Source organism: Sphingobacterium lactis (genome assembly GCF_051951495.1).
Lineage (GTDB): Bacteria > Bacteroidota > Bacteroidia > Sphingobacteriales > Sphingobacteriaceae > Sphingobacterium > Sphingobacterium lactis_A.
Map to the genome: position 1 here is coordinate 384,890 of NZ_JBNHAS010000001.1, position 18,429 is coordinate 403,318.

The following is an 18,429-nucleotide window of genomic DNA, read 5'->3' on the forward strand; positions in this document are numbered from 1 at the left end:
AAACGTATAACAAATGAAGAGGTTCAATAAATTCATATTCTTAATCAGCTTAGTTTTTTTATCGGTAGCAATGTTGCGCTTAAATGCTCAAGAGCGAAATTTAGGTCAGTACGTTAAGCCTTTAATTGGAACGGCCAAGATGGGACATACTTTTCCTGGTGCTACTGTACCCTTTGGTGCTGTTCAATTGAGTCCTGATACGGATACTATTCCTTATGCCGTTAAGGGCGTTTACACCGGCGATGTCTACCGTTATTGTGCCGGCTATCAATATGATGATCCGACCATCGTTGGGTTTTCCCATACCCATTTTAGTGGTACTGGTCATTCCGATCTAGGGGATATTTTGGTGATGCCTACTACAGGGAAAGTTCAATTGAATCCAGGGACAGCAGACCGCCCTCAAGATGGATACCGATCAAAATACAGCCATGATAATGAATTGGCAGAGCCTAATTATTACAAGGTAAAATTGGATGATCATCAGATTACCGCCGAGCTTACAACAAGTACTCGAGTAGGCATGCACCGTTATACCTTTCCAAAATCAGATCAGGCACATTTAATTTTGGATTTAACGGCAGGAATCTACAATTACGATGGGAAAAATGTGTGGACTGTTGTTCGAGTGCTCAATGATTCCACTATTACAGGATTCAGACAAACGAACGGATGGGCGAGAACTAGAACAGTTTACTTTGCGATAAAAACTTCCAAGGCTTTCAAAAATTATGGCGCCAAATATTTTGACAGTAATGTACAATACAAGGGTTTTTGGCGAAAATTTGATCAGACGGATAACTTTCCAGATTTAGCTGCACATAATATCAAAATGCACTTGGACTTTGATACCCAAGAAGGGGAGGAGCTTATGATGAAAGTAGCATTGAGCCCGGTTAGCATGCGTAATGCTTTGACAAACATGGAAGAGGAAGTGCCGAACTGGGCATTTGATGCGGTGGTTGCACAAGGGAAACAGGCTTGGGAAAAGGAGCTTGGGAAGATTGAGGTTGAAATGATGAACAAAGAGGATTTGATTAATTTTTATACCTCCGTTTACCATGCTAGTCTTATGCCTACCGTTTATATGGACGTCAATGGCGAATACAAAGGCTTAGATCAGGAAATACATCAAGCGAAGGGCTTTACCAATTATACTTCCTTTTCACTTTGGGATACCTTCCGTGCATTCCATCCCTGGATGAATTTGGTTAATCCTAAGCGCAATGCAGATATTGTATCATCAATGATGGCGCATTATGATCAATCGGTCATGAACATGCTTCCTATTTGGTCACATTATGCCAATGAGAACTGGTGTATGAGCGGTTATCATTCCGTTTCGGTCATAGCAGACGCGATTATAAAGGGCGTTTATCAGGGCGATGCCAAAGCTGCCTTAGCTGCTTGCGTTCAAACGGCAAAAACTAGACGATATGAGGGAATCGGGGAATACATGGATTTAGGATATGTACCTGATGATGTCAATGGAACCTCTGTTTCCAATACATTAGAATATGCTTACGATGATTGGTGTATTGCCCAATTGGCAAATTTTCTAGGCGATCAAGCAGTTGAAGAAGAGTTTACAAAACGATCACATAATTGGAAGAATTTATACGATAGTCGTATCGGTTTTATGCGTCCGAAAGATAGTAAAGGTAATTTCAGAGCTAAATTTGATCCATTGGATACGCATGGACAAGGATTTATCGAAGGAAATACATGGAACTATTCACTGTATGTACCCCACGAACCAGAGGCCCTTATGGAAATGATGGGTGGGCAGAAGAAAATGGAGGTTTACCTAGATTCCTTATTTGAAATGCATTTACCAGATAAGTATTTTGAGCAGACGGAAGATATTACTCGAGAAGGCATCATAGGAAATTATGTACATGGCAATGAGCCTTCACATCATATTGCCTATTTATACCATTGGACCGGTAAAGGATGGAAGGCAGAAGAGCGCATTCGTCAGATTTTACGAAATCAATACCACAATGGACCAGCTGGTCTAGGTGGTAATGATGATTGCGGGCAAATGAGTGCCTGGTATTTGTTCAATTCATTAGGTTTTTATCCGGTTTCTCCAGGTAGTGCCGTGTATTGGTTGGGAAGTCCATTGGTGAAAACGGCAAAAATCAACTTAGAAAATGGTAAAACATTGCATATTCAAGCTAAGAACCAATCTGAAAAAAACAAATATGTCAATAAAGTGACTCTAAACGGGAAAGAGATTTTGGGCTTTAAGATTGGGCATGCAGACTTAGTTTCCGGAGGAGACCTGGTGTTCTATATGTCTTCGAAACCGAAGATATAATAGTAGGGAAGATTGGGCTTTTCACTGTCTGGCTAAATAGTTTGGAATAAAGATGGTTTAGTATGCTTTTTTGATTTGATCTAAGAGAACATTTCTAATAATATTTTAACCACTTCAATCTGTGTAGTATGCTCAATTTCTCCTAGTTTAGCCTTTAGTCTTGTCTTATCAACAGATCTGATATGGTCTAAAGCAATCTGCCCTTGTTTTCCATCCACATAACAATTGACACGCATTGGGAAAGGTTTAAAAGTTGATGTTAGCGGCGCAATAATAACCGTATTTAAACCATTATTCATTTCATTTGGAGAAACAATAACAGCAGGACGTATTTTATTATTTTTACTTCCAATAGTAGGATTAAGATCAATAAAATAAACTTCAAATCTTTTTACCATGTCCAATCTGTTTTATCGAAATCATTATCAAAATATTCTAAAGGCTCTATATTTTGTAAAGAGTTAGCTTTTATTAACTTTTCCTCCCAATCTTTACGAGGTCTTGATTTAACTGCTTCAATAATGATTTTGGAATCTTTTACGGTCAAAGAGACTTCGTCAGTAACGTCAATTTGCTCCAGAATTTTCTTTCCTATGATAATTCCAAAAGAATTTCCGATTTTTCTAATCTTCGTTTTCATAGAACTAAGGTTACAACAATGTTATAACAAAATTAAACTTATTCAACAACAAATTTTTAAAGATTTTTGTTTTCGGAATCATAAAAGCCAAATAGTGAATGCTATTTGGCTTTAAATTTTGTTTCTGATACTGTATTAGCGATTGAGTCGTTTAACCATTTTCACTAAATAGCTTATCTATTAAGCCTGACAGGGTATTTTCGAAGTATATCTGTCAATTCTTCGGCTGTACTATCTATTTCTAGGATGGATACAGGGATGGCACCTTCTTTTGTTTTTAGGAAGGTATCTCTTACAAAGAAGTTTTTGATTTTTTCGCTATACTTTTTCGGGTCATGTAGGATGATATGAAGCATGTTCCTCTCCAAATGAATGAATTGTATGTCATCCCACGCAACAAGCCCTATAGCCCTCGCAATTGGCGTGGTAAAGCCAGATATTCCATCTTGACTGATGATCATTGCAGCAGCATCAGCTTTTTTGGGCCAAATAATTAGTTTGAGAAATGCTCCGAAACCTAATAAGGTTATGAAAATGGATGTATATCTCCCAAAAATAACACCGTCATTTTTCATGAACCAGGAATAATAAATAAAAGCAAGGCCTATTATGCCAATACCTAAAAACAATAAAGCTGTTTTTCGTTGTCCGCCTGCTCCGTATTTGATAGTTGTAGTTTCCATATCTTAAGGACTTAATTTTATTATTTTATTGCACTTATAAAGGTTTTGATTTCTTCTTCAGACCAGGGGGCGAACCATTGGTAACCGTGATCAGATTTGATTAAATCAATCTGGCGAAGACTCACCATTTTTTCATTTACTATTAAAGCAACAATAGTTTTGGGGTCCTTGTTTAACAATTCTTCCAATAGTTTTTGATCGCTTTCCTTCAACTGGAATAAAATACCGTAGGAGGCCATACTAATCTCTTCGAATTGAGGATCAATAAAGTTTTTGGCATCGATTAAGGCGTTGGCAGCGATCTTCGAGTTTTGTGGTAAATAACTATCATAGGCTTCAACCAGATAAATGCCATTTGGGCGTTTTATCGTAAAGAATTCAAAAGGCCTCTCTGGGTTCGCTTGACCAGTCTCCTGAATGCCAGAAAGTAGTTTGTTGGCATCGATGTAAATATCATCATACAATTTCTCTAAGCGATCCTCAAAGCTTTTGTATTTGTTAGGGTCATGTGAAATCATAGCCTCAGGATCCAACGGCTCTATCATGTCTATCTCTTCCTTGCTGTATATAGATTCCATTTGTTTTGCAAGGACATAACTTAGATCGGGTTCAAAATATTTGGCCTTATAGCTTGCTAGACTATTGCTGTCAATTTTTGCATTTTTGTTTACTAAGGCTTCAGGGGTAAACTCTTTAACTGCCTCTTGAAAATCCTTGATTACCCCCAGTTTTTCTAAGACGCGGATAGTTTGATTTTCTGAAATGTTTTTCTGTGCACAAGATTGCATACTCCATAAAATTATAATAGCGAATAGATAGGTTTTCATGTTGCTCATATTCGCTAAATTAAGATTAGAGTTAGTTTAATCCTAGCTGAATTAGCCATTAGCTTATTGTAATTATATAATTAATGGAAACTTTCCCTAGAAATTCAGTGGATGTTATCCTGTCACTGAAATTCAGGAGGTAAACATTTGTGGGATAATCTTAAAATTAATTAAGGATCAATCTTTTAAAATACCTTTCAAATGAAGGTTCTGCAATTATTCGAATATAATCTACAAAGTTGAAAATACCCTATTTTGGGTATATGTCTGTTTCTTTAAAGGATTTATATTTGAATAATGGTGTTTAGTTTAACTTAGGGTTGTTTTGTTGTGAGCATAGTTAATGCACCACATTGAAATTTATTGAGATAAAATCAAGATAGCCAAAAATCGTATCGATGTGTATTAAATTACTTTGTTTCTTATTAATTGTTTATGTCTTTTTGACAAAGAATCCATGTTTTGGTCAACAGGATAGTTTGCTATATTCTCAAGAAACCTATAGGCAATCCATACCATCTCAAGTTTTTAGAAAATGTTATTTAGCGCCGAGCATATTATTGACTTACGGTTTAACAGCTATCAAGAATCCATTGCTTCAAGCCCAAAATCAATATTTCAAACAAAGTATACAAGAGCGAAATCCCATGCGTATTCATCTTGACGATTATACACAATACGCCTCTCAAGCTGCTTTTTTAAGTTTGGATGCGCTTGGCGTTCGAGCGAAACATCCCATTCAACAGCGATTGTTTACAGGTTTGGTTTCTCATGCCATTATGGCTTCTGTGGTTAATTTGATGAAGAAAACTGTGCCGATTATGCGTCCTGATGGTTCAGCAGATAATTCCTTCCCTTCCGGACATACGGCTACTGCATTTGTGGGTGCCGAATTGTTATGGCAAGAATATTATGAGAAGAACATATGGTATGGAGTTGCAGGATATGCTGTGGCTACAGGAACGGGCTTCTTTCGGATGCACAATAACAAACATTGGTTTTCGGATGTAGCAATGGGGGCAGGGATTGGTATCATGAGTACGAAAATCGCTTATTGGCTGCTGCCTTCCTTTGAGAGTAAATGTCTCAAACTACCTAAGAATTATTCATTAGTACCTTCGTACAACGGGGAGTACACACAATTAAGCCTGTTTGTGAAACTCTAAATTAGAATTAACCTCATTCATCAAATCTAATTTTGTGAATTGGGCAATTAGGGTTATTTTTAATTAATGGATAAGCACACACTAACAAAAACTACTAATCCACAAAATGTATTGGATTATCCCAATAATAACACCTTCTTTTTAACATGGAACCTAAAAGAAGACTTGCCTGTGGAGGAATTACAAGAAAAGATGAAAGGCTTATATGCATTAGTGATGAACCTAAATCACTCTGCATTAAATAGATTTCCAGATTCTAAGGCGAGTTGTACTTTGGGGATCGGTCATGATGCTTGGTTAAAGTTGGCTCTTCCTACGCCATTACCAAAGGAGTTGGAAAACTTTATTGCGATCAAAGGAGTCAAACATACTGCTGTAAGTACTAAGGGAGACCTACATCTGCATATTCGTGCTGATAAGCATAGTTTTGCTTATGATATGGCCGCTGAATTATCGACCTGTCTAACTTCTTTTGCTGAATGTGTGGTTGAGGTTCAGGGATTTCGATACTGGGACAGTCGTTCCATCTTGGGCTTTGTAGATGGAACAGAGAATCCGCATGGTGCTGCCCGGGAATACTTTGCCATAATAGACGAACAAGATCCAAAATATAAGGGAGGGAGTTATTTGTTTGTACAGAAATACATTCATGACTTACAAGCTTGGGATGCTATTGGCGTAAGCGATCAAGAAAATGTAATTGGGCGATCAAAAACGAACGATATCGAGATGAGCGATGCAGTAAAGCCTAAAAATTCCCATAGCGCCTTAGCGAACATAGGAGATGATTTTAAAATTGTTCGAGATAATATGCCCTTTGGAAATGTGTCAAGCAATGAAATGGGGACTTATTTTCTATGTTATGCCAGCACCTTTAGTACCGTAAAAAAGATGCTGGAACATATGTTCATTGGGAATCCGAAAGGGAATTACGATCGGATATTAGATTTTAGTACAGCAAAAACAGGGGCATTGTTTTTTGTGCCTTCCATGGATATGCTTTCCGATTGGGCAGGCTAGGTTTTTAGCCTTTAGGAACTAATACGTTCGATTCGAAAGAAACCCCATTCCAACCGTTTTCCATAAATTGCCGGATGTTTTGGTGATCCTCACCTTGAGGATGATCCAATACCGCTTGGTAATGCTCCGCAAATAAGGATAAGGTTTCCTCTTGACCTAGGTTTTCAAGTTTAGCAAAATACAATACTTTGGCTGAGCCTTGATTTTCGTTGTTGTAATTTTCCTGTTTACCATTTTTAAAAGCTGAAGCTTGATAATGATAATGCTCCTCGATGAAAGCTAATACGTCTTTAAATTGAGCCTGTTGATTGTTCAGATCGGATAATAATTGTGAAATTGTCATACACAAAGATATCCTTTCGCGAGAAATGTAGAAATAAGGAATGAAATAAAAACAGCCTTTTCCCGTATAGAAAAAGGCTTGAATATTAATTTGAAAAATCTAAAATTATTTCTTTCCTCCACCTCTTAGCAAGGCTACTAATAAAAGAATGAATACGGCTCCCCCAACGACCCATACCCAAGGTTTGGCGAAGAAATTGTCTTCTCCTTTGTCAATATCTACATTGATGTCAAGGTCTTTTTCTTGTGCGAATGTTTGTAAAGACAAAAATAGAAACATTAAAATAGCCATTGGACGCATTTTTAGAATTAGATTGTTTTTCATAGTCATCATGTTTTGGTTTATATTATGATGTTTAACAATCTATAATATAAAATGTTTGTACATGTATTTTTATCAACTGGAGGTATTTTCAGTCAATAACCTTAAGTTCTGTGAAAGAACAATAATGCTTCTTGCCAAAACGATTATTTTATTAAAAAGCTGCTAATTGTTCAATTAGCAGCTTTTCTATATATGGATGACCAATATTGGTCATTGTTGATAGATAGGTCTATTTGATAGCTTATTTTGGCTTATAGACCTGAAGTTTCTTTTTTAAGATTTTACGAGCAGTATGGATGCGTGTTTTTATTGTTCCTTCCTTTATATTCATATACTCCGCAATTTCGTAGTATTTAAATCCTTCCAGATACATATTGAATATCTGATAATTTTCATCTGAAAGGCTGTTTATACTATTCTGAATATCGGAAATGACAAACTTAGATTCTGCGGAATTATAAGAGTTCCCATTGTATTGCATATTGGATGAGATTTCTTTTTCAGCAACACGATGTATAGCCTCTCGTCGATAACGGTTTAGATAGATGTTTTTCATGATGACATACAGCCAAGAAACTAATTTTGGGTGATGTATAAATTTCTCCAATGATTTTAATGAACGGACAAAAGTTTCCTGAACAAGATCATCTTTTTCAAAAGGATCTGTGGTGAAGTTACTTGCCAATCTTTTTAAAATGTGAGAATTCTCAAGGATGGTCGTTTCTATTGCAGTTTTCATAATATCCGTAATTTAAGTAAGCGATGTTAAAAGTGTATTATTATAACGTATTGTATTACAGGATGTTTTGTTGAGGTTAGGATATATGTAAAAACGCGTATTTATACAGGTCTTGACGTATTTTGCCCAAAGGGCTAAATATGGAGTTTTCCTGTCATGGTTGGGTATTATTACCGTAAAATTAAAACAATAGCCTAATTTATAAGTTATTAAAGCGAAGTAAAAAAAGGTATTTTTCCATTATCTTCTAATCCATGGGAATTAAAAGGAAAATATAGGTTGATTTGTGGTGTTAAATACCTGAAATAATTTAAAAATACGGTATTCAGCTTAATTGGGATATAAGATGTAATAAGAAATAAATTTATTCTATAAATTTGAAGGTAGTTAAGAAAGGGCTTACTGGGATGAAGAGTTTAAATGCATCTTAACGAAAATTACATCGACTTAGAAAAGTATTTCATTACTACCTAATTAAACTTTAAAAAGTTTATTATTATGAAATCAGCAGAAAATGAATCATTGGACGATTCTCAAAAAAGGAATCAATATTCCTTATTTGACGAGCGCGCAGATTTAGAAGCTTTAAGTTATGATCTCTTTTTTAAAGAGGGGCCATTTGCGATTATAATATTGGATAAGTTTTTTCAAATTAGTAAAGTTAATGATCGGATAAAATCATTCTTTGGTAAAGATAATTCACAGATGATGGGAAGGAGCATATTTACCTTCTTACATAGTGAAGATGCCATTAAATTAAAGCATACTTTTCAAAATCGACATCATGGACAATCTCCTTTATTGATAAAATTGGGATTTATAAAAAATATGGGGCAACCTATTCCAGTAGACACCTTTGTAAAGAAGTTTTGCAATTCATTTGGGGAGTCCAATTATGGATTATTAATGTTTGACAAGGAATTTTGCCCAGACTCTGATTGGCTTTCCCACAATCATGAAATCTACCAAGCAATAATAGATACACAAGAACAAGAGCGACAACGAATAGGACAACAGCTACACGATAGTGTTGCACAATTATTATATGCCATTCGTTTAAACATTCAGCACTTGGTGATTAAGAATAAGGATTTATATCATGAGGTTATGCCTTTAAAAAGGTTGTTGAATGATGCTATTCATCAAGTTCGTCATATATCGGTTGATCTCGTTCCGGCTGTTTTACATGATTTTGGATTGAAAACTGCTATCATAACTATGGCTGAACGCTTTTCTACCATCGATTTTAAAATTACATGTCAGATTCCAGACCAGGTTAATCAATTAAATAAGGAAATACAATTGGTTATTTATCGGATTGTACAAGAATTATTGAACAACTCGATGAAGCATACGGATGGCTCTGAAATAAAAGTTTCCATAACGACATATCAGGAAGAAATTCAGGTTATTGTAATGGACAATGGTACTGGATTTAAGGAAGATACTAAAGAAAGTTTTGATAAAGGAACAGGACTTAAAACGATCAAAAATATGGCGGAGTTATACAATGGCGAGATGAACATTAATAGTTCCTCGACAGGTACAAGCATACAGATCGTATTACGCACAATATAAATATGACTAGGATAAAAATAATGTTGGTCGAAGATCATTCGGTCGTGAGAAACGGAATTAAATTACTGTTGAATTCACAAGAAAATTTTGAGGTTGTAGCGGATGTCGGAAATGGAAAGGAGGCCTTAGATTTATTATACGCAGGACTAGATTGCGATGCCATTCTCACCGACTTAAATATGGAGGTAATGGATGGTTTGCAATTAATTGAGGAAGTTTCATTGAAATTTCCAGAAATTAAAAAGATCGTGTTAACAATGTTGAATTGCGACCAACATGTAGCAAAAGCTTTTGAATCAGGAGTGGATGGATATCTAGTGAAAAATGTGGCAACTGACGAGATGATATTTTCCATTAATCATATTGTTGCAGGTGGGAAATATATATGTGAGGAGATCTCTTTGATTTTTGTCAAAAAGCTAATTGAAAAGAATAAAGCATCTAACCAAGAGGAGGGTAAAATGGATATTGATTTATCCTCTAGGGAATTGGAAGTTTTGGAATTGCTAGGTGAAGGTTATACTAACCTGGAAATTTCAAAGAAGCTCTTTTTAAGTAAGCGTACTGTGGAAGGGCATAGGCAGAATTTAATCGATAAGACAGGTTCTAAGAACACTGCAGCGTTAATAAAATTTGCTGTTTTGAATGGGTTGTTAAAATAAATGGTTCGATCTATAGTGTTGATGAATTTATATTCATCATAAAAGCCTGTGAAACCTTATTATTAGGTTGATCATGATGCGGAAAAAGTTTAAGCACTTTTTCCGCATTTTTATTTTAGACTTTCTATAAACCTTCTCGGGACAATCTTGTTCATTAGGAAAAAGGTCAATGGCAAAATTAGGAACATATCAAAAGAAGCGTGATTTCTCTAAAACATCGGAACCTTCGGCTGAGGATAAATCGACAAGCAAAAGTTTGAAGGGGAAAAAGAAGAAATTGATATTTACTATACAAAGGCACCATGCCACGCGCTTACATTATGATTTTAGGTTGGAGGTCGATGGCGTTTTAAAATCATGGGCTGTGCCTAAAGGACCGTCTTTGAATCCCAAAGATCGTAGATTGGCTGTACAAGTAGAAGATCATCCCTTAGATTATGCTGATTTTGAAGGAACCATTCCAAAGGGAAATTACGGAGCAGGGACAGTGATCGTCTTTGATCATGGAACATACGATTTTCTAGAGGCAAAGGATGAAAAGGAATTTCTGAAAAACTTGGAAGCTGGTTCTATTAAGTTTTCACTAAATGGGAAAATATTCAAAGGGGAATTCGCTTTAGTACGCATGAAAAATGACGAAGAAAACCAATGGTTGCTCATAAAGCATAAGGATAACTATGCAACAGACCAATCCTTTGATGCAGAAAATTTAGTGGCAAAGGGGGTGAAGCAAGCGGGACAAGATTTTAAAAAAAAAGCCCCGACAAAAAAAAGTGAAAACACTAAAATAATAGACGAGCAGGAGCAAGAGGTGCAATCACCCATGCTCAGTAAACTAGCTACTGATTTACCCTTAGAGGAGGGCTGGTTGTATGAAAAGAAGTTTGATGGTTTTCGTGCTATTTGTTCCATAAAAAATGGAAAAGTAGAATTGATTTCCAGAAATGGGAATAAGCTAACCAAGAAATACCCAAGTTTAATAAAGGCATTAAAAGCTATTTCTCAAGATGTTGTTTTGGATGGTGAAATCGTGATCGAGGATAAACAGAATAATCCTAATTTTCAATTATTAGCATCAGGTGAACCAATAGATAAGAAGTTAAATCTAGTCTATTATGTATTTGATGCTTTGTTTTTGAATGGCGTAGAATTACAATCCTACAGTTTACTGGAACGCAAAGAAATACTTCACTTATTATTCAAAAAGATAGAGTCAGAGCAAATACAATTAGTCGAACCATTAAGCTTAGAAGCCAATAAATTAATAGCCCATGCGGAAAAATTACATTGGGAAGGAATTATGGCTAAACGGGCTGATAGTACCTATCAAGCAGGGAAAAGAAGCAGTGCATGGCTTAAGGTGAAATTAAGACAGACTCAAGAGGCCATTATTTGTGGTTATACAGAACCTCAGGGTGGACGGTCAAAGTTTGGTGCTTTAGTCCTAGGGATAAATAAGCCAGATGGCCTACATTATATTGGAAATTGTGGTACCGGATTTAATGAGGGGATGCTAAAGGATCTTCATGCTGAATTTTCAAAAATTGTCAGTAAAACAAAACCATTTCCCAAAGAAGAAAAGGTAGCTAAGGAAGCACAAGTTACTTGGCTCAAACCTGAATTGGTTTGTGATGTTTATTATTCAGAATGGACAGCTGATCAACACTTAAGGCATCCCGTATTTAAAGGCCTCCGAACAGATAAAAAAGCAGATCAAGTTGAAATCGAAACAAAAAATGAATTGGCTATGGAAAATGATGAGCAAAAGGAAAAACAAAAAGAATTAACTTTCGGCAAGAAAAAAGTTAGTCTTACGAATTTACAGAAGATTTATTGGCCAGAAGAAAAGATAAGCAAAGGGGATATGTTGAATTATTATGAGACTATAGCCCCCTATATCTTGCCCTACTTAAAAGATAAGCCAATTTCCATGCATCGTTTTCCAAATGGAATCGACCAACAAAGTTTCTTTCAGAAGGATGTGGAGCCTGATCAATTACCGGAATGGATAAAGACCACTGAAGTTTATTCTAAAAGTACCGATAAGCATATTGATTATATGCTATGCAATGATGAAGCAAGCTTATTGTATATTGCTAATTTGGGATCAATAGAAATTAATCCTTGGTTATCAACTTATAAAGTTCCAGACAAACCTCAATTTGCTGTATTGGATTTGGATCCTAATGGAGCAGATTTTACTGAGGTTAAAGCGGTAGCACTTACCGTAAAGGCTATTATCGATAAAATTAATCTTCCAGGATATATTAAAACCTCTGGGTCAACGGGTCTTCACATTTATTTCAATGTCAATCAAAAGTACGATTATGATATTGTACGAGACTTTGTACAGTTGATAGCTGAATTGGCACAGCAAAAACATGAAAATACAACCAGTCTAATTCGTGATCCTAAGAAGCGGAAGGGATTAATTTATTTGGATTACCTTCAGAACAATCAAGGTCAGACTATAGCAGCCCCATATTCAGTAAGACCAAAGCCCGGTGCGACGGTAAGTGCACCATTAGCATGGAAGGAAATCAATGATAAATTGGATATCAAAGATTTCGATATATTTAATATGGTTGAGCGGGCCAAGGTGAATGACCCCTGGTCTACTATTTGGAAAGATACCGTAGATTTAAAGAAGGCTTTAGCCATGCTTTAATGAAATGGACAGCTTTCAATTAAGCCAAACTTGCTTTCAGCTTTTCCAATAAATCGGTTGCTTTGGTGTTTTCAACATTGATTTTACGGATAGTAGCCCGTTTTCCTTTGCTTTTCTGATTGATGATTTTTAGTAATTCTTTACTGTATTCATTCTTGTACTGGGATATGTCAAATTCATTGCTGTTCATTTTTATCAATTGTAAAGCCATATCCATCTCTGCTTTGGAGATTTTAGCTGAACTAGGAATTTTTAACTCTTCGGGATTTCGAATTTCTTCATCAAACCTTAATTTATTTAAAACAAGGACTTGATCACTTGCTTTTATAATAGCCAGGTTTTCTACATTTCGCATAACAAAGGTTCCAAGCCCCGCTGTTTTACTTTTCTGAAGTGCTTTTAAAAGTAATTGGTAGGCTTTTTCACCTGATTTTTGAGGTTCTAAATAATAAGGGGTATCAAAGTAAATACTATCAATTTCCTCTAACTTGACAAAAGATTGTAAGCTAATCATTTTTGTTTTTTCTGGCATGGCTTCTTCAAAGTCAGCATCCTCCAGCACAATATATTTATCCTTGAGCATGAATCCTTTGACAATGTTATCCCATTCTACTTCTTTACCCGTATTTTCATTGACGCGTTTATATTTGATATTAGCCTGATCCTTTCGGTCAAGCATATCAAAATCTAAGCTAGAACTTTGTGTTGCGGAATAAATTTTTATTGGAATATTTACCAATCCAAAACCAATAGCACCTGTCCAAATAGCTCTCATAATATTATCTTTTTATAGTAAACAATTGTCAGCTCATTAAGTTCTTTACAAGCTGTTCCTTCAAATAGAAAACGATTTACGCGGAAGAATGTTTAACCAAAAAGGGAGAAATCATGCGTCAGATAAATCATAAGCAATTAAACGAACTAGGAAATCAATTGCAGGAAAGAGGATTAAGTTTAGCATTTGTGGAGAGTATGACCGCTGGATTTATGAGCAGTGTATGGAGTTTGCAAGTGGATGCAGGAGCGTGTTTAAAGGGTGGTATAGTATGTTTTCATGAATCAGTTAAGACCGATTTATTAAAGGTTTCCGAAACGTTAATTGAACAATTCACTGCAGAATCCATGGAAGTGACTATGGCAATGTTAGCTGGTTTGAAGAAATTAATAGATGCTGATATTTATTTTTCTATCACCGGCAGGGCGTATGAAGGAGATGAACCTAATCCACACACAGCGGAAGGTGAGGTTTTTTTAATATGTTCGTGTGAAGAACATATAATTCAACAAAGGCTCTATATAGCAAATGAAAATGCTGCTGATATTTATATAGAGACCTTCAATGCCAGTTTGAATGTTTTAGAGGAGCTATTACATCTTAAATGGTTATACGACCACCCGTTGCAGGAATCGTAGCACCAGAGATATATGAGGCAGCTGCACTGGCTAGAAATACATATACAGGAGCAATTTCTGCAGGTTGACCTGGTCTTCCTATCGGTGTATTATCCCCAAAGTGTTCATGTTCAGGAATGGTACTAGGAATCAAAGGTGTCCATACAGGTCCTGGAGCAACTGCATTGACACGAATTCCCTTGTTGTCTTCGAGGAATTTTTGCGCCAAGTTGGAGGTGAAATTTTGAATGGCGGCCTTGCTTGCTGCATAGGGAATGAGGGTAGGATTGGGATCATAGGCATTTACCGAAGTAGTATTGATGATACTTGATCCTGCGCGCATGTGTGGTAAAGCATGTTTCACCATATAGAACATGGCAGAAAGGTTAACTTCGAAAGTCTTATTCCATTCCTCCGCCGAAATCTCCTCAATAGTTTTGTAAGACATCTGATAAGCAGCATTGTTTACCAAAATATCAATATGTTTAAATTCTTGAACAGCAAGATCTATTAAGGACTTGCAGGTATCTTCAGACCTGATATCACCTTTGAAAAGAACAGCTTTCCTTCCAGCTTTAGTTACCCAATCCAGGGTGTCATTTGCATCTTCATCTTCGATACTGTCCTTATAGGCAATCAGTATGTCTGCACCTTCTCTTGCCATAGCAATGGCAGTAGCCTTGCCAATACCAGAATCTGCACCAGTTATTATGGCTGTTTTACCTCGTAGAAGATTATTGCCTTCGTAGCTCAGTTCACCATGATCAGGACGAGGGTCCATACGCTTAGTTTCACCAGGAGGTTCTTGATCTTGTTTTTTGAAAGGTGGTTTAGGATATAAATTCTTCGGATTTCCTTCTGTTCTAGTTTCCATAGTATTTGAATTATTTTAAAATTCAATGCAACTTGTTTACTTCTAAACAATTTAAGGGGATAATCGTTCAATAATAAAAAAAACACCTATGGACGGAAATACCTTATATACCATGATATTTGATGGTGTAGAGCCTTCATTTCTTCTAGAAATCATTCTTCGATCCCTATTTATGTTTGTTTTAATCTTAGTGATGTTACGAATTTCTGGGAGGCGAGGGGTTAGGCAATTGACATTGTTTGAAGTGGCCATTATTTTAGGATTGGGTTCAGCAGCTGGGGATCCCATGTTTCAAGATGATTTTCCCTTAGCACATGCAGTAATGGTTTTTATCACCGTAATTCTATTTTATAAATTGATCACATGGTTGGCCGCACGTTTTGATTTTGTTAATCGTCTGTTAGAAGGGGAGATATTTATCATCGTTCGAGATGGTGAATTTGCGGTTACTTCGGAAAATAAAACAACATTTACAAAGATGGAGTTCTTCTCGGAATTGAGGAATGCATCTATTGAACATTTGGGACAAGTAAGGATGGCGGTATTAGAAATTGATGGTTCTTTAAGTGTATTACGTTATGCGGATGATGAAGTAAAATATGGACTCCCGTTATTTCCTGATCATTATAAGGAAATTAAGACAATTGAAAAAGGGAAAGGACCTGTTGCCTGTATGTTCTGCGGTAATATTGAAAAAGAAATTCCACAGGATAAGAAATGTTGTAAATGCCATAAGGAAAAATGGACTTATGCCATCAACAGTCTATATCATTAAATTATGTTGTCCTAAAAAAGGAAATCCCTAACAAAGCGATGTCAGGGATTAGGGGTGTATGGTTGTATAAAAAAATATTTTTTTAGAAATATGGATTTGTAGGACTATAAATCATTTGAATTTGTTTTTTTCTTATGAGAAGCCCGGATATTATTTACCGTAAAGCCTATGACTAAAATCACTATTACGCCTAAAAATATAGATAAAAACATGCTGTCAAAAATTTTATTGTTACCTATTATTTAGAACAATCAACCTTGATTTTAGTTGGGTTTTATATTGAAAAGACGTATTTGACATGATAAAAAACGTATTTATCGCATAAAAAACAGGTAAGGAAATTGGGGTTTTCGCTTACCTGTAATCATATGGATATTTGGGACAAGTAATTTATCGATCTCTTAATTCACGAATATGTTGATGAGCGACTTGTTGATCGCTTAATTGTGTTTGTAATAAATCCACGATTCCGGAATAATCTTCTAATGCATCATTTAGTATATCTTTATAAGCATCTCTAAATTCATCTTCACCGCGTTCACAACTATCTAATACCGTTTGGGCAGTATAAGGTGCTACTAATGATTTTATATCCATCCACATGCGGAACAATTTACCACTCATATTAGTGCCTTCTTCTGGTTGTTCCCCATATTGTAGTACATAGGGTGTTAGCTCTGATTTGAATGTTATGGATTGCTCTTTATACTTTTGAAATATGGGTACTAAATCTTGCATGTCGCCTCCACTTACAATCTCGATGGCTTTTTCATAACCTGCAATGCGGTCATTATTAATTTCAATTGCTGAATTAACCACATTGACTTTTTTATCTGTATTTTCCATGATATGATGTTTTTGTTGGATGAACAGCTTGGAGACTTAAATAGTTGAAACTATTTTGAATTTGGGAATTTATTGGTTTTCAGTAAGTTGATTTTCAATATGCAAAGAATGGAGAAACCGACTTATAATAGTTGTAATAGTTTACGATGGATTGATTTTTCTTGTTCTATTGCAGTTTTTGAAGATGTGGATGAGATCCATTTATCGAGTTCTTTACTTTCATAGGATTGAATTAGTTTTGGATCAATATAATGTTTTCGGGTTACTGCTCTACTGTTCCCCAATTGCTTAGCGACATAATCGATTGCTGATATAAGTAATTCTTTTCTTTCTTTATCCGGAGAAGGGATTTCATGGTTGACAACAAAATCTAAAAAATAGAAACAAGCATTCCAAGTACGAAAGGTCTTACAAGTGATCTCAGAATCGAATATTTCTTGCAAGTAATTGTTCAAGTCTACCGCTTCTAATGGGCGAATCTCCTTTTTCTCATCATAATATTGAAAAAGTTGTTGACCAGGTAGATCTTTAATAGTTTTCAAAAGCTTGGCAAGGCGTTTTTCTTTTAGGTATTTTTGTTGGAGTACACCTTTTTTTCCAACATATTTAAAGAATATTTTATCGGTTTCTATTTTAACTTGCTTATTGAGTAAGGTCGTTAAACCATAAGAGCCATTTTGTTTACAATAGAAACTATTACCTGACCTAATGGATGTTTCATCCATTACCCAAAGCGCAATAGCACAAACTTTTGTTAAGTCTAAATTTTTTCTTTGGATATCTCTTTTCAACTTCTTTCTAAACAGTGGAAGTGTTTTGCCAAAATTGCTTAATAGATGGAATTTGCTGCTGGAGCGAAAAGTTGACCAAGAGCTATGATAAAGGTATTGTTTTCTGGATTTCTGATCCATACCAGTAGCTTGGATATGTCCATTTTCATGTGGACATATCCAGACTTCTGACCAATTTGGTGGAATTACTAAAGCCTTAATGCGATCCAAGATCTTTGAATTCTTGATGATCTGGTTTTGGCTATTGAGATAAACAAAACCAGATTTTAGAGCTTTACGCTTATATCCTGGATCATTACAATCTACATAAATTAAATTAAGCGCTTTATTGTTTTTAAGAAGCTCTGCAGCATCCATCATATGAAATCTCCTTAATGATTTCTAATGGCATCAATTAATTCTTCTTTATTCATATCGTGTCTACCTTTAATGCCGATATTTTTTGCTTCTTCCAATAATTCAGTCTTTGACCGATCTCCTAAATCACTCGCTTTGCCACCTTTCTTGCTCGAGTTAGGATCATTAGAAATTCTAGCTGCCTTTTCTTTCGACATGCCTTCTTTTCTTAATGCTTCATACTTTGCATCATTCTTAATGCTGCTTCCATGATCTTTTGTCATCATATCCTCCAATTCTTTATTTGTGAATGTATGCATTGAACAGTTCATTTTACTATTTGTTACCCGTATAAGTACCTGATTTTGAATTTAAAATATATGTATATAGGTCTTTGCTAACTTATACTGATGTACTTCGTTATGGGAAGAGTTGCTATTTA

General features: G+C 35.6%; 20 protein-coding genes. 8 read left to right on the top strand and 12 right to left on the bottom strand.

Features of this window, described 5'->3' with window-relative positions:
• The first annotated feature begins 13 nt into the window (after positions 1-13).
• Complete coding sequence (locus tag ACP6L2_RS01615; RefSeq protein ID WP_440507565.1) at positions 14-2,323, top strand: GH92 family glycosyl hydrolase; 2,310 nt, start codon at positions 14-16, stop codon at positions 2,321-2,323.
• A gap of 80 nt (positions 2,324-2,403) precedes the next feature.
• Here the strand turns inward: ACP6L2_RS01615 and ACP6L2_RS01620 are convergent, their stop codons facing one another.
• From ACP6L2_RS01620 to ACP6L2_RS01635, 4 genes are all read right to left on the bottom strand, one after another.
• Positions 2,404-2,721 carry a type II toxin-antitoxin system PemK/MazF family toxin gene (locus ACP6L2_RS01620; protein ID WP_440507566.1) on the bottom strand — a complete coding sequence of 106 codons (318 nt, stop codon included), beginning with the start codon at positions 2,719-2,721 and terminating at the stop codon, positions 2,404-2,406.
• On the bottom strand, positions 2,715-2,963 hold the full coding sequence (locus ACP6L2_RS01625; RefSeq protein WP_440507567.1) for an AbrB/MazE/SpoVT family DNA-binding domain-containing protein: 249 nt from the start codon (positions 2,961-2,963) through the stop codon (positions 2,715-2,717). Before ACP6L2_RS01625 ends, ACP6L2_RS01620 begins: the two co-directional genes overlap by 7 nt.
• A 173-nt stretch (positions 2,964-3,136) precedes the next feature.
• On the bottom strand, positions 3,137-3,646 hold the full coding sequence (locus ACP6L2_RS01630; RefSeq protein WP_440507568.1) for an STM3941 family protein: 510 nt from the start codon (positions 3,644-3,646) through the stop codon (positions 3,137-3,139).
• Between the two features lie 20 nt (positions 3,647-3,666).
• Positions 3,667-4,473, bottom strand: coding sequence for a hypothetical protein (locus ACP6L2_RS01635; RefSeq protein WP_440507569.1), 807 nt, complete (start codon positions 4,471-4,473; stop codon positions 3,667-3,669).
• Between the two features lie 398 nt (positions 4,474-4,871).
• Here ACP6L2_RS01635 and ACP6L2_RS01640 point away from each other — a divergent pair, with 398 nt between their 5' ends.
• The gene (locus ACP6L2_RS01640) at positions 4,872-5,639 is read left to right on the top strand and encodes a phosphatase PAP2 family protein (RefSeq protein WP_440507570.1); all 768 of its coding nucleotides are present in this window, start codon (positions 4,872-4,874) and stop codon (positions 5,637-5,639) included.
• Positions 5,640-5,705: 66 nt separating this feature from the next.
• Entirely contained in the window at positions 5,706-6,659 is a 954-nt protein-coding gene (locus ACP6L2_RS01645) for a Dyp-type peroxidase (RefSeq protein ID WP_440507571.1), read from the top strand.
• 4 nt (positions 6,660-6,663) lie between these two features.
• Here the strand turns inward: ACP6L2_RS01645 and ACP6L2_RS01650 are convergent, their stop codons facing one another.
• The 3 genes from ACP6L2_RS01650 to ACP6L2_RS01660 all read right to left on the bottom strand — a co-directional run bounded on the left by ACP6L2_RS01650 (position 6,664) and on the right by ACP6L2_RS01660 (position 8,065).
• A complete protein-coding gene (locus ACP6L2_RS01650) occupies positions 6,664-7,002 on the bottom strand; it encodes a HopJ type III effector protein (RefSeq protein WP_440507572.1) in 339 nt (112 codons plus the stop codon).
• 105 nt (positions 7,003-7,107) lie between these two features.
• Positions 7,108-7,326: a hypothetical protein gene (locus ACP6L2_RS01655; RefSeq protein ID WP_440507573.1), complete on the bottom strand. Its 219-nt coding sequence runs from the start codon at positions 7,324-7,326 to the stop codon at positions 7,108-7,110.
• A gap of 241 nt (positions 7,327-7,567) precedes the next feature.
• Positions 7,568-8,065, bottom strand: coding sequence for an RNA polymerase sigma factor (locus tag ACP6L2_RS01660; protein WP_440507574.1), 498 nt, complete (start codon positions 8,063-8,065; stop codon positions 7,568-7,570).
• 498 nt (positions 8,066-8,563) lie between these two features.
• Between ACP6L2_RS01660 and ACP6L2_RS01665 the strand changes: the two genes are divergently transcribed.
• The 3 genes from ACP6L2_RS01665 to ligD all read left to right on the top strand — a co-directional run bounded on the left by ACP6L2_RS01665 (position 8,564) and on the right by ligD (position 12,973).
• Complete coding sequence (locus tag ACP6L2_RS01665) at positions 8,564-9,643, top strand: sensor histidine kinase (RefSeq protein WP_440507575.1); 1,080 nt, start codon at positions 8,564-8,566, stop codon at positions 9,641-9,643.
• 2 nt (positions 9,644-9,645) lie between these two features.
• Positions 9,646-10,305: a response regulator gene (locus tag ACP6L2_RS01670; RefSeq protein ID WP_440507576.1), complete on the top strand. Its 660-nt coding sequence runs from the start codon at positions 9,646-9,648 to the stop codon at positions 10,303-10,305.
• Between the two features lie 169 nt (positions 10,306-10,474).
• On the top strand, positions 10,475-12,973 hold the full coding sequence (ligD, locus tag ACP6L2_RS01675; RefSeq protein ID WP_440507577.1) for a DNA ligase D: 2,499 nt from the start codon (positions 10,475-10,477) through the stop codon (positions 12,971-12,973).
• A 19-nt stretch (positions 12,974-12,992) separates the two neighbouring features.
• Here the strand turns inward: ligD and ku are convergent, their stop codons facing one another.
• Positions 12,993-13,748, bottom strand: coding sequence for a non-homologous end joining protein Ku (ku, locus tag ACP6L2_RS01680; protein WP_440507578.1), 756 nt, complete (start codon positions 13,746-13,748; stop codon positions 12,993-12,995).
• Between the two features lie 113 nt (positions 13,749-13,861).
• Between ku and ACP6L2_RS01685 the strand changes: the two genes are divergently transcribed.
• Complete coding sequence (locus ACP6L2_RS01685) at positions 13,862-14,386, top strand: CinA family protein (RefSeq protein ID WP_440507579.1); 525 nt, start codon at positions 13,862-13,864, stop codon at positions 14,384-14,386.
• On the opposite strand, the gene ACP6L2_RS01690 is transcribed toward ACP6L2_RS01685, so the two are convergent.
• The gene (locus ACP6L2_RS01690) at positions 14,349-15,239 is read right to left on the bottom strand and encodes an SDR family oxidoreductase (RefSeq protein ID WP_440507580.1); all 891 of its coding nucleotides are present in this window, start codon (positions 15,237-15,239) and stop codon (positions 14,349-14,351) included. The genes ACP6L2_RS01685 and ACP6L2_RS01690 overlap by 38 nt on opposite strands.
• Positions 15,240-15,327: 88 nt before the next feature.
• Between ACP6L2_RS01690 and ACP6L2_RS01695 the strand changes: the two genes are divergently transcribed.
• Positions 15,328-16,014, top strand: a complete 687-nt coding sequence (locus ACP6L2_RS01695; RefSeq protein ID WP_440507581.1) for a DUF421 domain-containing protein — start codon at positions 15,328-15,330, stop codon at positions 16,012-16,014.
• A gap of 390 nt (positions 16,015-16,404) precedes the next feature.
• On the opposite strand, the gene ACP6L2_RS01700 is transcribed toward ACP6L2_RS01695, so the two are convergent.
• From ACP6L2_RS01700 to ACP6L2_RS01710, 3 genes are all read right to left on the bottom strand, one after another.
• The gene (locus ACP6L2_RS01700; protein WP_440507582.1) at positions 16,405-16,860 is read right to left on the bottom strand and encodes a PA2169 family four-helix-bundle protein; all 456 of its coding nucleotides are present in this window, start codon (positions 16,858-16,860) and stop codon (positions 16,405-16,407) included.
• A 122-nt stretch (positions 16,861-16,982) separates the two neighbouring features.
• On the bottom strand, positions 16,983-18,011 hold the full coding sequence (locus ACP6L2_RS01705) for a DNA topoisomerase IB (RefSeq protein ID WP_440507583.1): 1,029 nt from the start codon (positions 18,009-18,011) through the stop codon (positions 16,983-16,985).
• An 11-nt stretch (positions 18,012-18,022) separates the two neighbouring features.
• Complete coding sequence (locus ACP6L2_RS01710) at positions 18,023-18,307, bottom strand: DUF7218 family protein (protein WP_440507584.1); 285 nt, start codon at positions 18,305-18,307, stop codon at positions 18,023-18,025.
• Positions 18,308-18,429: the final 122 nt, after the last annotated feature.